The 13,680-nt window shown below is 38.8% G+C and carries 13 protein-coding genes and 6 tRNA genes; 1 reads left to right on the forward strand and 18 read right to left on the reverse strand.

Going from position 1 to position 13,680, the window contains the following annotated elements:
• Positions 1–2: 2 nt before the first annotated feature.
• The 11 genes from yihA to NZ900_07370 form a co-directional block, all read right to left on the reverse strand.
• Positions 3–575 (reverse strand): ribosome biogenesis GTP-binding protein YihA/YsxC, encoded by a 573-nt coding sequence (gene yihA / locus NZ900_07320; protein ID MCS7233898.1) that lies wholly within the window; start codon positions 573–575, stop codon positions 3–5.
• Positions 553–2,934 (reverse strand): endopeptidase La, encoded by a 2,382-nt coding sequence (gene lon / locus NZ900_07325; protein MCS7233899.1) that lies wholly within the window; start codon positions 2,932–2,934, stop codon positions 553–555. Before lon ends, yihA begins: the two co-directional genes overlap by 23 nt.
• Before the next feature lie 15 nt (positions 2,935–2,949).
• Positions 2,950–4,242 (reverse strand): ATP-dependent Clp protease ATP-binding subunit ClpX, encoded by a 1,293-nt coding sequence (gene clpX / locus NZ900_07330; protein MCS7233900.1) that lies wholly within the window; start codon positions 4,240–4,242, stop codon positions 2,950–2,952.
• Between the two features lie 4 nt (positions 4,243–4,246).
• Positions 4,247–4,828, reverse strand: a complete 582-nt coding sequence (gene clpP / locus NZ900_07335; GenBank protein ID MCS7233901.1) for an ATP-dependent Clp endopeptidase proteolytic subunit ClpP — start codon at positions 4,826–4,828, stop codon at positions 4,247–4,249.
• On the reverse strand, positions 4,794–6,056 hold the full coding sequence (gene tig / locus NZ900_07340; protein ID MCS7233902.1) for a trigger factor: 1,263 nt from the start codon (positions 6,054–6,056) through the stop codon (positions 4,794–4,796). The genes clpP and tig overlap by 35 nt, the downstream gene beginning before the upstream one ends.
• A gap of 91 nt (positions 6,057–6,147) precedes the next feature.
• Positions 6,148–6,234, reverse strand: a tRNA-Leu gene (locus NZ900_07345).
• Between the two features lie 34 nt (positions 6,235–6,268).
• A tRNA-Lys gene (locus tag NZ900_07350) sits at positions 6,269–6,346 on the reverse strand.
• A 19-nt stretch (positions 6,347–6,365) separates the two neighbouring features.
• Positions 6,366–6,442 (reverse strand) — tRNA-His (locus NZ900_07355).
• A gap of 22 nt (positions 6,443–6,464) precedes the next feature.
• Positions 6,465–6,541: transfer RNA gene (locus NZ900_07360), tRNA-Arg, on the reverse strand.
• 11 nt (positions 6,542–6,552) lie between these two features.
• Positions 6,553–6,629, reverse strand: a tRNA-Gly gene (locus NZ900_07365).
• Positions 6,630–6,643: 14 nt separating this feature from the next.
• Positions 6,644–6,721 (reverse strand) — tRNA-Pro (locus NZ900_07370).
• Between the two features lie 120 nt (positions 6,722–6,841).
• Between NZ900_07370 and NZ900_07375 the strand changes: the two genes are divergently transcribed.
• Positions 6,842–7,813: a potassium channel protein gene (locus NZ900_07375; protein MCS7233903.1), complete on the forward strand. Its 972-nt coding sequence runs from the start codon at positions 6,842–6,844 to the stop codon at positions 7,811–7,813.
• On the opposite strand, the gene NZ900_07380 is transcribed toward NZ900_07375, so the two are convergent.
• The 7 genes from NZ900_07380 to NZ900_07410 form a co-directional block, all read right to left on the reverse strand.
• Complete coding sequence (locus NZ900_07380; GenBank protein ID MCS7233904.1) at positions 7,808–8,686, reverse strand: DNA recombination protein RmuC; 879 nt, start codon at positions 8,684–8,686, stop codon at positions 7,808–7,810. The genes NZ900_07375 and NZ900_07380 overlap by 6 nt on opposite strands.
• Positions 8,683–9,966: an HD domain-containing protein gene (locus NZ900_07385; protein ID MCS7233905.1), complete on the reverse strand. Its 1,284-nt coding sequence runs from the start codon at positions 9,964–9,966 to the stop codon at positions 8,683–8,685. Before NZ900_07385 ends, NZ900_07380 begins: the two co-directional genes overlap by 4 nt.
• A gap of 72 nt (positions 9,967–10,038) precedes the next feature.
• Positions 10,039–10,722, reverse strand: a complete 684-nt coding sequence (locus NZ900_07390) for a rubredoxin (GenBank protein ID MCS7233906.1) — start codon at positions 10,720–10,722, stop codon at positions 10,039–10,041.
• Positions 10,723–10,761: 39 nt separating this feature from the next.
• Positions 10,762–12,102 (reverse strand): ATP-dependent sacrificial sulfur transferase LarE, encoded by a 1,341-nt coding sequence (gene larE / locus NZ900_07395; GenBank protein MCS7233907.1) that lies wholly within the window; start codon positions 12,100–12,102, stop codon positions 10,762–10,764.
• Positions 12,099–12,635, reverse strand: coding sequence for a flavoprotein (locus NZ900_07400; GenBank protein ID MCS7233908.1), 537 nt, complete (start codon positions 12,633–12,635; stop codon positions 12,099–12,101). Before NZ900_07400 ends, larE begins: the two co-directional genes overlap by 4 nt.
• Before the next feature lie 68 nt (positions 12,636–12,703).
• On the reverse strand, positions 12,704–13,312 hold the full coding sequence (locus NZ900_07405) for a molybdenum cofactor guanylyltransferase (protein MCS7233909.1): 609 nt from the start codon (positions 13,310–13,312) through the stop codon (positions 12,704–12,706).
• A gap of 9 nt (positions 13,313–13,321) precedes the next feature.
• A complete protein-coding gene (locus NZ900_07410) occupies positions 13,322–13,675 on the reverse strand; it encodes a carboxymuconolactone decarboxylase family protein (protein MCS7233910.1) in 354 nt (117 codons plus the stop codon).
• Between the last annotated feature and the right edge of the window lie 5 nt (positions 13,676–13,680).

Below are 13,680 nucleotides of genomic sequence, written 5' to 3' on the forward strand. Positions count from 1 at the left end.
TATTACTCTCCTCCCTTCCCAAAAAGCAATCTATTTATAAGAATCCATGCTTCTTTCTTGCCTTCACCAGTTAAAGCAGAAAATAAAACATAGTTTTCCTCTTCTACAGGGAAAAACCTTTTAGCAAATTTTAGCTGTTCCATAACCTCCGATTTAGAAAGCTTATCTACTTTAGTAAAAATAAAAGCTACCTTGTATCCTAGGCTTCCTATCCACTCATATAGCCTTAAATCGCTATCCATAGGAATGTGTCTTATATCTATGATCTGAAGGAATAACTTTAGGGCTTCCCTTCCTCTAACATATGCCTCAACGAGTTTAGCCCATCGCTTTCTTTCCTCTAATGGAACCTTAGCATATCCATATCCAGGCAAGTCTACAAGAATAAACCTGTTATCTATCAGATAGAAATTAATAGAGCGAGTCTTACCCGGTGTAGAGCTAACCTTCGCCAACCTCTGTCCAAGAAGAACATTTATAAAAGAAGATTTTCCAACGTTTGATCTCCCAGCTATCGCTACTTCAGGAAGACCAAAGTCTGAAGGAATATCTTCAGGCAGATAGGCACTGACCAAGAGCTTCCTCTCTTCTCTCATTTTTAATAAGAGCTATATCTAAAACCTCGTTCATTTTTTCAACGAAGCAGAAGCGAATCTTCTTTCTTATATCTGGAGCAATTTCCAAGGTATCTTTCTCATTATCCTTTGGAAGTATAACCACGTTTATACCAGCCCTGTGCGCTGCCAAGACCTTTTCCTTTATTCCTCCAACGGGTAGCACCTTACCCCTTAAAGTTATTTCACCAGTCATAGCTACATCCTTTCTTACAGGATAACCTGTCAAAACAGAAACCAAGGCAGTAAGCATCGCTACACCTGCAGAAGGCCCATCCTTAGGAATAGCTCCCTCAGGAACATGAATGTGAATATCCAGGTTCCTATAAAAATCATCCCTTATACTAAACTCTTTAGCATGACTCCTTATATAGCTAACGGCTGCCTGTGCCGACTCTTGCATTACATCTCCAAGATTACCGGTAAGCGTCAACTTACCCTTACCTTTCATCGTCACAGCCTCAACCAAAAGTATTTCCCCACCTACTTCAGTCCAAGCGAGCCCTGTAGCTATTCCTACCTCGTCCTTTTCCTCAGCAACTCCATATCTAAACTTAGGAGGACCGATATATAGATGCAAGTTTTGAGCAGTAACTTTATATTCTTTTTCAGATTTATCCTTGCTCTCAACTATCTTCCTTGCTATCTTTCTACAAATTGAAGCTATCTCTCTTTCTAAGTTTCTAACGCCTGCCTCCCTTGTATACTCTCTTATGATCTTTTGAATAGCTTGCTCGGTAATCTTAACCTTGTCTTCGCTTAAACCATGCCTTTCAAGCTGCTTCGGTATAAGGTGCTTTAAGGCTATCATTATCTTTTCTTCTTCCGTATAGCCAGGTATATGAACAACCTCCATCCTGTCTAAAAGAGGCCTCGGAATAGTATAAGTAACATTAGCCGTTGTTATAAACATGACCTCTGAAAGATCAAAGGGAACCTCAAGGAAGTGATCACTGAAAGAGTGATTCTGCTCAGGATCCAATACCTCAAGTAAAGCAGCAGCTGGATCTCCTCTAAAATCCACACCTATCTTGTCAACCTCATCAAGGAGAAACACAGGATTTTTAGTACCTGCTTGCCTTATCTTCTGTATGATTCTTCCCGGAAGAGCTCCTACATAGGTTCTCCTATGCCCTCTTATTTCAGCTTCGTCCCTAACACCGCCAAGAGAAATTCTAACAAACTTTCTATTTAAGGCTCTAGCTATAGAACGCGCTAAAGACGTTTTTCCAACTCCTGGGGGTCCAACAAAGCATAAGATCTGCCCCCTCATTTTTTTAGAGAGCTTTCTAACAGCTAAGTACTCCAAGATTCTCTCTTTTACCTTTTCGAGGCCATAATGGTCTTCATCAAGTATTTTAGCAGCTCTATTTATATCAAGCTTATCCTTAGTTCGTTTAGCCCAAGGAAGGGATACCAACCAATCAAGATACGTTCTGACGACTGTCGCCTCAGCTGTCATAGGAGGCATTTTCTCGAGACGTTTAAGCTCCTGCATAGCCTTTTCCTCAACCTGCGAAGGCATTTTTGCCTCTTTTATCTTCTTAGCATATTCCTCTATCTCTTCAGCAAACTCATCGGTTCTACCAAGCTCTTTCTGAATAGCCTTTAGCTGTTCTCTTAAGTAATATTCCTTTTGAGTTTGCTCCATCTGCTTTCTAACTTCCTCATGTATCTTCTTTTCAAGCTCAAGAACCTCAACCTCTCTAACAAGAAGGGATAAAAGCTTCTTAAGCCTATCTTCTGGAAGAATCGCTTCTAGTATCTGCTGCTTCTCTTGAAGCTTAATATGCATGTTAGCAGCAATAATGTCAGCTATCCTACCAGCATCGCTCATACTCATAATGGTAATCATTATCTCAGGCGGAACCTTAGGATGAAGCTTAACATATTTTTCAAATTCGGAAATCACATTTCTTAAAAGAGCCTCTACATTAGGAGAGTAAGGAACCTCTAAAGATATAGGAGTTACTCTCGCCTCAAAGAAATCATCGGTCCTTAAGATATTATCTATTCTAACCCTCTCCTTACCCTCAACAAGAACCTTAACGGTGTTATCAGGAAGCTTAACCATCTGATGAATGTGACAAAGCGTCCCTATACTGTAAAGATCCGACGGTTTAGGTTCCTCAACTTTCGGATCTTTCTGTGCTACTATAACTATTAACCTGTTACCAAGCATAGCAACCTCAAGAGCCCTTAAAGATTTAGGCCTTCCCACAAAAAGTGGAACAACTATATTTGGAAAAACTATAACGTCTCTTACAGCAAGAAGAGGCAAAATCTCTTGCATCTTTACTTGTGGCAAAAAACCATCCATCAATCTTTATCCCTCCTAAGCTAACCTTATAAGGGTATCGCTCACCTCTACACTCTTTCTCTTTGGAGGACCTTCCAATATCAAAGGAGAGGCTTTCTTCTCTACAGTTTCTTTAGTTATAATGCACTTCCTAACGTTTTCCGAAGAAGGAACTTCAAACATCACATCCAATAGAATATCCTCAATTATAGCCCTTAAACCGCGAGCCCCTGTTTTAAGCTCTAACGCCTTTTTTGCAATACTTCTTAAGGCATCCTCTTCGAACTCGAGATCCACACCATCAAGTTCAAATATCTTCTTGTACTGTTTAACAATGGCATTTTTAGGCTCAGTGAGAATCCTAACCAATGCTTCCTCATCTAAAGGATGCAAGGTAGCAATTATAGGTAACCTTCCTACGAATTCAGGTATCATACCAAACTTAAGAAGATCCTCAGGCATAACCCTCTCAAGAATTCTACCTATATCTGTTTCTTCTTCCTTTACAATATCTCTGCCAAAGCCTAAGCTCTTCTTACCGATTCTCCTTCCTATTATCTCCGTAAGACCCTCAAAAGCTCCACCACATATAAAAAGTATATTAGTAGTATTAACTGGTATAAACTCTTGATAAGGATGTTTCCTCCCTCCTCTTGGAGGAACATGAGCCACAGTCCCTTCAAGAATTTTAAGTAGAGCTTGTTGAACACCTTCCCCTGAAACATCCCTCGTTATAGAAGGACTATCCCCTTTCCTAGCTATCTTATCTATCTCATCTATATATACTATTCCTTTCTCCGCTCTCTTAACATCAAAATCCGCTGCTTGAAGCAACCTAAGAAGAATATCCTCTACATCTTCACCAACATATCCAGCTTCCGTCAACGTTGTAGCATCAGCTATAGCAAAGGGAACATTGAGCATCTTAGCTAAAGTTTGAGCAAGCAAGGTTTTCCCACAGCCTGTTGGTCCTATTAAAAGAATATTGCTTTTTTCTATGTTCATGCTAACTTGTTCACCACAATATATTCTCTTGTAATGATTATAAACTGCAACAGAAAGAATCTTTTTTGCCTTTTCCTGTCCCACAACATAATCATCTAGGAACTTCTTTATCTCCGCAGGCTTAGGCAAAGAAGATCTTATGGCTACTGGCCTGTCGTCTTCCATCTCCGCATCAAGGATCTGCTTGCAAAGCTCAACACATTCGTTACATATACTAACACCAGGACCCACTATTATCCTTTTAACCTCCGCTTGGCTCCTGCCACAAAAGGAGCAAACAAGCTTCTTTTTGTTTTTCTCACTATCCCCTTTAAAAGTTATCATTTAATCACTTCCTTCTTGTTATCACTTCATCTATTATGCCGTATTCTTTAGCATCTTCTGAAGTCATGTAGAAATCCCTATCAGTATCCCTCTCTATTCTCTCGAGACTTTGACCCGTATGCTTAACTAATATCTCATTTATTAATGCTCTGAGTCTCATTATCTCTTTAGCCTGTATATTTATGTCTGTTGCTTGTCCTTGAGCTCCACCAAGGGGCTGATGAAGCATAATACGCGCATGAGGTAATGCATAACGCTTTCCTTTCGTTCCAGCAGCCAAAAGAACAGCTGCCATACTCGCTGCTTGCCCTATACATATAGTACATATGTCAGCCTTTATATACTGCATAGTATCGTATATGGCAAGTCCAGCTGTAACAAGTCCGCCAGGACTATTTATATACACATATATATCCTTTTTGGGATCTTCCGCTTCAAGAAATAGAAGTTGAGCAACGACTATATTTGCCACGTTATCATCTATAGGTTCTCCAATAAATATAATCCTGTCCTTTAATAACCGAGAGTAAATATCATAAGCTCTTTCTCCCCTATGAGTCTGCTCTATCACTACTGGGATCAACATTTCCCCTTTTTTCACCTCTTCCCTTGATATACTCTATGATTCTATTAATAGCTTTCCTTCTTATTATATCACTCCTGAGAATCTCCACTCTCTCTTTATCTCCCCAAAAAGCTTTCACCTTCTCATAAGGAACATTATTTTCGCTAGCTATTCTTCGAAGTTCTTCTTCTAATTCTCCATCAGTTATAAATATTCCCTCCTTTTCAGCGACCGCATCAAGAACGAACTCCCTTTTTAATCTCCTCTCAGCACGCTCTCTATAATATTCGTTAATCTTATCCTCTGTTATTCCTATTCTCTTTAAAAACTCTTCCAAAGTCATACCATATTCCTTAGATCTTTCCGCATCTTTCTCCTTAAGATACTCCATTTCCTCAACAAGGGCCTCCTCAGGAACTTCCAACTGAGACAGCTCTACTAATTTATCTAAAACCCTTTCCCTAAAGTTGTTCTCAGCTTTTCTTTTAAGTTCTTCCTCAAGCGCCTTTCTTACGGCATCTTTAAACTCCTCCAAGCTTCCAAAACCCAAGGAGGACGCAAAGGAATCATCAAGCTCTGGTAGCTTCCTCTCCATTATATCCAATATTCTTATTGTAAACCTATCTCCTTTAATTTCAAGTTCCCTCTCATCACCAACATCTGATCCTTCAAGAGCGTCCTTGATTTCCTCGCTTATAAAAATTTGAACTTTTTTCCACTCCCCGCTTTCCTTATCTTTTAACTCCACATGAAGTATATCCCCTACCTTTGCCTTTCTATCTTTTACTTTCTCAAAGTTAGCAAAGCGTTCCTGATAATCCCTCAAAATTCTATTCACCATATCTTCGGTAACTTCTACCTTCTCTTCTTGGACATCTATATCATCATAATTACCCAGCTTAACCTCTGGTTTTAAAACAAGATCAACAGTAAAGATAAGAGATTTCCCTTCCTCAATCTGATTGAATGATAAACGAGGCCTTGCTATGGGATTAAGTCCAAGCTCTTTTAAGGCCTCTTCGTAAGCATGTGGAGCTAAATCTTGAATAGCCTCGTCATAAATAACCTTTTTACCATAAACAGCTTCAAAAACTTTCCTTGGAACCATACCTTTTCTAAAACCAGGAATATCAGCATTCCTAACAAGCTTTTTAAAAGCTCTATCTACAGCTTGAGAGAACGCTTCAGCCGGAATTTCAATCTTTACACGTGCATGATGCTTTTCCTTACCCAATATTTCAGCTTTCATAATTTTCCCTCCTCAGATAAAATTAAATATTAAAAGGATGCTTCTTAAAAAGAAGCATCCTTTCTCTTAAACCTAAAAAATACTCTCTTACTGGTGCGAGAGGCGGGATTTGAACCCGCACGGCTTTTCGCCACTGGATCCTAAGTCCAGCGCGTCTGCCAAGTTCCGCCACTCTCGCAAAATCTATCAGAAAGGAATAATAAAAGTCAATATGGTGGGTCGTGCAGGACTCGAACCTGCAACCCCCTGATTAAGAGTCAGGTGCTCTATCCTGTTAGAGCTAACGACCCACCCACCTAATTTAGAAGATGGGGTGAACGAGGGGACTCGAACCCCCAACCCCCAGGTCCACAGCCTGGTGCTCTAACCACTTGAGCTACGTTCACCATAAAAAAAATTTATCAAATATGGCGCGCCTGGGGAGACTCGAACTCCCAGCCTACGGATTAGAAGTCCGTTGCTCTATCCTGTTGAGCTACAGGCGCACCTTTCTTTCTGGAGCGGGAAACGGGATTCGAACCCGCGACCCTCGGCTTGGAAGGCCGATGCTCTAGCCACCTGAGCTATTCCCGCCCACTTAAAGAAAATGGTCGGGGCGAAAGGATTCGAACCTTCGGCCCCCTGCTCCCAAAGCAGGTGCGCTAACCAAACTGCGCCACGCCCCGCCGCTCTATATTCTATCATGGCAACTATACTTAGTCAATATATTGTTGAGCTCAGACAATCTAACATCTTTCCCAAGAGGAAATCTATACAAATACTATCCTTTAGTATAAAATTGAGCTATGACTGGCAAAGTTAAAAGCCCAATGTATGGACTCCTAGTGATCTTGGGAGCTATCATAACAGGTGGTACTCTAGGTTACACACTTATAGAAGGATGGACACTATTCGACTCACTATACATGACAGTTATAACTATAACAACTACAGGATATAAAGAGGTTGGAGAGCTATCTATAGCTGGAAAGGTTTTCTCCATGATACTTATGTTTCTCGGAATAGGAGTTTTCTTTTACACCCTTAATACAATCATTCCCATAGTTATAGAAAGAAGAGAAGAGAGGTGGAGAAATCTGTTAAAAAGGATGGAAAACCATTGCATAGTGTGCGGTTTTGGGAGAACAGGACACGAGATAGCAAAAAAGCTTCCTAAAGAAAACCTTGTAATAGTAGATAACGACATCAATAAGATAACTATAGCGAGAGAGCTTGGCTTAATCGCAATCCATGGAGACTCCACTGAAGAAGAAGTGCTTGAAATGGCCGGTGTAAACAAAGCTAAAACCCTTATAGCGTGTACTGATAAGGATTCCTCAAACGCCTTTACTATTATAATAGCTAAAGATCTAAACCCTAAAATCCATACCATAGCCGTCTTAAGAAATCCCTCTGGGAAAAGCAAGCTGAAAAGAGCTGGAGTAGATTTAATACTTTCACCATATGAAGATATAGCGAGAAAGGTGAGCATTGCCATACAAAACCCTGAACTAGCAGACTTTATAGAAATAGCAAGCAAAAAGGAAAGCTTAATTATTAGAAAGATAGAGTTACTGAAAACCCCGCTTATAGGAAAGAGCCTTGAAGAAATAGACCTGAGAAAGAAAACAGGCTGTACCGTAATAGCCATAGAAAGAAACGGAGATATCTTCTTGCCAAACCCTAAAACCTCTCTTAAAGAGGGAGATATAATTTACATTATTGGAAGCGAGGGAGAGCTCTGCAACCTTAGAGAAATACTTTCTGATTCTTTATAAACCCTTGCTTAATCTATCCAACCTATCCCTTAGTTCCCTATAAGATATATCTATCTCTCCGGCCTTATTCCATAGATTTCTGAGATGAGTATCATAAAATATCCTCCATTTCTCATCAAGCCTTTTAAAGCTATCAGCGAGTGCTTCTAGTTCCTCTTTTATTTTCTCCGCCCTTTCTGAAAGTCTTCTTGCTTGAACACCCGCCTTTATTAGTTCAACTTTATGCGATAGTGTCAGAGGAGAAACAACATGAACTCCCTTTTTTATAAATTCCCTAAGAAGATCAAAGGCCTCATTAATCAAGAACCAATATATTGACTCCGAAGGAATATAAACAAAAGCATAAGGAGCCGTTCCAAACTCCGGATTAATATAGTCTTTTTCTATCTTACTTAAATGCATTTTAACATCGTTCAAGAACCTTCTCTTATATTCCTCTTTATCCCTTAGATCAGTTACTTCCTTCATCCTGATATAATTATCAAGTGGGAATTTTGAGTCAATGCATATGATTCCCTCAGTAGATTTAATATAGGCATCCGGTATTTTACCAGCAAAAATCCTTTCTCTTATTCCAAACATATCTGGTGGAAGCTGATCAGATAGAATCCCCTCTAAAGCGATCTCTCCTAGGGATCCCCTCTCCTGAGGAACTCGTAGAGCCCTTTCAAAAAACTTAGATATTTCCTGAAGCTGTTTTAAATGAACGCCTATTTCCCCTATAGCTCTTTCAAACCCCGTATCACGCCAAAGCCTATAAAAAGCCTTCTCAAGCTCAGCTACTTTATCTTCTTTTTTAATCATAAGAAAGACCGCTAACATAACGATTTGAAGTATAACTATCGATATTAAAATATACTCCTGCTTCGTCATTCTCCACTCCAAAAGCTCTCGTATATATAAGAAGCTTCTTTTTGCATTATTCTTCTATGCTCATCTATCTCTTCTAAGTTAAGTTTAAGAACCTCAAAGGTATCAGAACAAAGTTTCCCCTCTAAAACCATCTCTTCCATTATATTTAATGCTGAAATAGGATCCATCGATTCTCTGTAAGGGCGATCTTCGGTCAAAGCAGTATATATATCTGCAAAGATCATTATTATAGAACCCAAAGGAATGTTTTCCTTCTTAATATGAAAAGGATATCCACTACCATCAATTTTTTCATGATGTAGAGCTCCCCATGCATTTATTAGTTCAAATCCCTCTATGCTTTCTAAAATTCTATAAGTGTAAAAGGGGTGTTTTTTAATTAAATTATACTCCTCCTCTGTAAGTTTTCTTGGAACTTCAAGAATGCTCAAAGGAACAGCCAGTTTACCAATATCGTGAAGATAACCTGCAACCCTAATCAAATTTTTCTCCAATATAGAGAACTTATAAAGCTCAGCAAGTTTTTCTGCAACAGCAGCTACTCCTGCTGAATGCGTAGCTGTAAATCTACTTCTAAAGTCTATTATATGAGAAAAGAGCTTCGCAAGATCGTTTAAAGTTTTATCATCAAGAAATATAGATGAAACGCCAATGTAACTATAAATGGTATTATTTAGATGCTTTGACGAAAGATCAAACCAAAAATACTCTTTATAAGAAAGTTCCATAAAAGCATCCACAGCCTCTGGATGAAAAACCTTTCCCCGTAAATCTTTAATCCTTTCTCTTATACTTTTAGCCTGCTGAAGAACATCCCCATCAGAGTGAAATAAGGTATCAATTCTGTCAGCCAAGTGGATTATGTGACTTTCTAAAGGAATTCTATCACCTTCGCTTTCCTGATTTTGGCCATAATCCCAGCTGTGGTGATGAAACTTAACTATCCTAGCTATATGGTAGAAAGGTTCAAACAGCTTCAATAATTTAAAACCATTTTTAGCATGGTGATAAATTCCAGGACTATAAATTGACTCAAACTTCAAGGCCTCAAGCCTCTCCTTAACGGATAAGGCCCCTATGTCATGCAAAGCTCCCGCCAAAAATATTGCTTCTCTATCTTGATAGGGCAAACCCATAACCTTAGCTATCTCGTAAGCTGAGTAAGCGACCCTTATATGATGATTAAAGACAGCCGGGCTCACAAGATCAACAGCGGTAGAAAGGGGAAATATGACCTTAAAAATAGGCAATTTAATACCGCCCTTAGGAACAAGATACACCCTTTTAACGCCTCCTTCACATCTTAATATTTTAAAACTACTTTATTTCCTAAAAACAATATGCTTTCACTTTCATGACTCTTTAATAAACTGATCTTTACCTGCTCCACAAATTGGGCAAAACCAATCCTCTGGAAGATCCTCGAAAGGCGTTCCAGGTTTCACACCTGAATCTGGATCCCCTAAGCGGGGATCATAAACATAATTACAGATTAAGCATCTATATTTATTTACTTTCTTAATCTCCCTTTCGATATAGTGAGGAGCAGTTTTAGGAATACCGCCTCTTTTAACCTCATGATAATAGTCATAAGTCATTGGCTCTCCCTCTTTAATGATCTCTGCCTCCAATAGCTTTCCTATGAAAAGAATATGACTCCCCATATCAATTTCCTTTTCAACACAAACTTCTACAAATGCTAAAGAGTTTTCTAACACTATAGGAGCTCCACTCTTACCTACAGTGTATTTAAAATTAACACTCGAAAATTTATCAATATTCCTACCAGACTTAAAACCGAAATGTCCTATAAATTTAAGCGGAGTTTCTTTAGAAAGTACAGAAGCAGAAAAAACCTTAGATTCCCTAACAAAATCACATGTAAGGTTAATTTTATTAAGACTAACCGCAAGCATAGGCGGCTCGTTTGTAACCTGAAATAACGTATTGGCTATTTGTCCATTCAACTTGTTTCCTTTAAAAGAACAAACAACATACATACCATAGCTTAACTTATAAAGAGCATTTAGATCCATGGTTTCACCTCCTCTCAAAGAGATTATACTGCAAAATCCTCACGCTTTATACCCCTCAAGATCTACGGAGACTCTATTAAAGCCTATCCTTTTGAATTCTTTAACTAAATCCACATATAAATCGGGATTTAAAGCCCTTTTTATTTCATCTTTACCGAACTCAACCCTACAAATATCTGGTTGATCTACCCTAACCCTAACTACCTTAAAGCCTAAGAGTTTAAGATAGGCTTCAGCTTCCTCTACTTTCCTTAAAATTTTAGAATCTATCGCCAAACCCCTGTAAAACCTAGTTGCAAGACAAGTTCCAGGAGGTTGATTCCAAAAAGGCAACTTAAAGTACTTAGAAAGTTCCCTTATCTCTTCCTTAGTTAGCTTAGCTAACTTTAACGGAGAAACTACTTTAAGCTCCTCAAGAGCCTTCAATCCAGGCCTATCCTCACTAAGGTCAGAAAAGTTCGTTCCATCTAAAACTATCAAATTTTTATCCTTTGCCCAATCCAAGAAAAGCTCATACATCGCTTTTTTACAGTAATAACACCTTAACGCAGAGTTATTAGATAGCTCGCTTAAGGAAAGCAAATTAAGTTTTAAACTAACAAGCTTTACTCCCAAAAGCTCAGCATGCTTTCTTACCCTAATTCTCGCTTCTTCAGTTAGGAAGGGAGTATCTGCAAAGAGAGCATAAACCTCATCACAAAACCTCTTTGCAGAAAAAGCCAGAAAAGAGCTATCAATCCCTCCTGACAAAGCGACAGCAACTTTATTGAAACCCCTCAATATCTCTCCAAGATGAAGAAACTTCACAAATTTAAGTATGCCTCTTAAAGCCTTTCCCCTATGACTTACAGCAAGCTTTTCCTCCCTAGACAACTCAGCAAAGGTCTTACCTAAAGGAGTATAAAAAAATATGGGATCATAACCGAAACCAGAACTACCTCTAGGAAAGGTTGTAATGGTTCCCTCTACCTTTCCTTGAGAAACAAACCTCTCCCCCGTAGGAAGAGCTAAAACCATAACACATCTAAACCTAGCAGTTCTATCTTCAAAAGGGACCCCCTCAAGAGCCTTAAGAAGCTTGCTTATCCTTTCCTGATCATCCCTACCATAGCGCGAAGAGTACACGCCTGGAGCGCCATTTAAGGCATCTACCTCTAAAGCGCTATCCTCAACAATAACGGGGAGACTTAAAAAACGAGAGTAGACTTTACCTTTAAGAAGAGCGTTTCCCCTTATCGTCTTGGCACTTTCCTTCACCTCAGGAACTTCACTAAAATCGCTAAGAGAAAGAATTTCTATTTCTTCGTTTATTTCCCTTTCAAGAAACGCCTTTATCTCCTTAAACTTCCCCTCATTTGTAGTAGCTATAACTATCTTCATAGCTTTAACCTGTTTATTTCCCTCCTAAGTTCTCTCACAGAATTAACCACTATAACGTTTTCCATACATCTTAGTCTCAGTATGTTTTCTTCATCAACGTTACGTCTTTTAAGAACTATCTCTTTACCAGAAGGTGAAAGAGAAATAAGCCCCTCATCAACATCAGTAGGTAATACTACAGACGGAACTCCTGCTTTTCCAGATTGAGCAAATATATTAGTTATAAGCGTATCGGCTATCCCATACGCCATTTTTGCCACTGTATTAGAAGTAGCAGGAGCTATAACCAAAAGCGAATAGACACCCCTATAAAACAAACCACATGAAGGAGAGCTTGAAGTTCTATCAAGAATAAGATTATTTTCCTTGAGACAATCCCAAAATCTATACATTTTTAAAACTTCCTCACCTGCTTTAGATATAAAGATATCAACCTTATTTTTAGGAAAAGAAAGGATCATCTCTATACATTCTTTTAGAAAGGCCCCTGCTCCAGTTATCCCCCATGCAATTTTCTTCTCATTCATCGACATCTATATACCCCCATCTCAAAGGTTGATCTTGAATATACCTCTTTCTAAGCAAAATTGCGAGCTTAGCCCTATAAGACCTGTGAGCTAACATCACCTTCTCGTAAGAAAGCAAAATAGCTAATCACCTCTTTTAACCTATAAAGATCTTCTACATAGTTAACATTTAAAAAAGTATATGGAGGAAAGTCTTCTGCATTAATAAATTTCACAAAATGGGACCTCCTTATAACCGCTTGAAGGCTCCTTATGCCACTTCTAAAAGACTCCTTTAAAAGTTCTAAAAACTCAATCCTATATAAAGCAAATAGGGGCTCTACCCATCCATTATGCCATCGAGGAACCAATGCAAAAAAATCTTCAGAAGAACTGCCTAGAAGAAAATTCACACTCTCCCGAGAAATAAGAGGCATATCACCAGCAACAGCAAGAAACTCCCTTATTCCCATTTTAGAGAGCTCTTCAAAGAGATATATAAAAGAAGGTATTATCCACTCTTTCTTATCCTCAAGGATAGGAAAAGAACAATTAAAATTGACTTTGCTAAAAACCAAGATATCAAGACCTGCACTTCTCAGAGAATCTAAAATAAGATCTATCAACCGAAAACCCGGTTTTACTTCCACAAAATGCTTATTTGGAAACCTTTTTGAATTCCCTACAAATACTACCGCTAGCAAAGATTTTCCTTATTTAGCTCCAAATTGTTCGCAAGCATCGAAAACATATTTGATATAAGTGAAAGCTGGCCCTCCACCCATAAGACCAGCAACGAAAGCAGATTCTAATATCTCTTGTTTCGTTGCGCCTGCCTCTATGGCGTTTTTAACATGTATAGCTATACAAAATTGGCAACGAGCTGCAACAGCTAAAGCCACAGATATAAGTTCCTTAACTTTTGTTGAAAGAGCCCCCTCCTTTTCTGACTCCTTAACAAGCCCCATAAAAGCCTTAGCGTAGTTCGGATCCACCTGCTGAATCTTCTTAAACATATCAACAAACTGATCATAATACTTCTTCATATCCTCTGTAAGGTTAGCCACACAGA

The sequence above is a fragment of the Synergistota bacterium genome (genome assembly GCA_025060595.1).
Lineage (GTDB): Bacteria > Synergistota > GBS-1 > GBS-1 > GBS-1 > 42-11.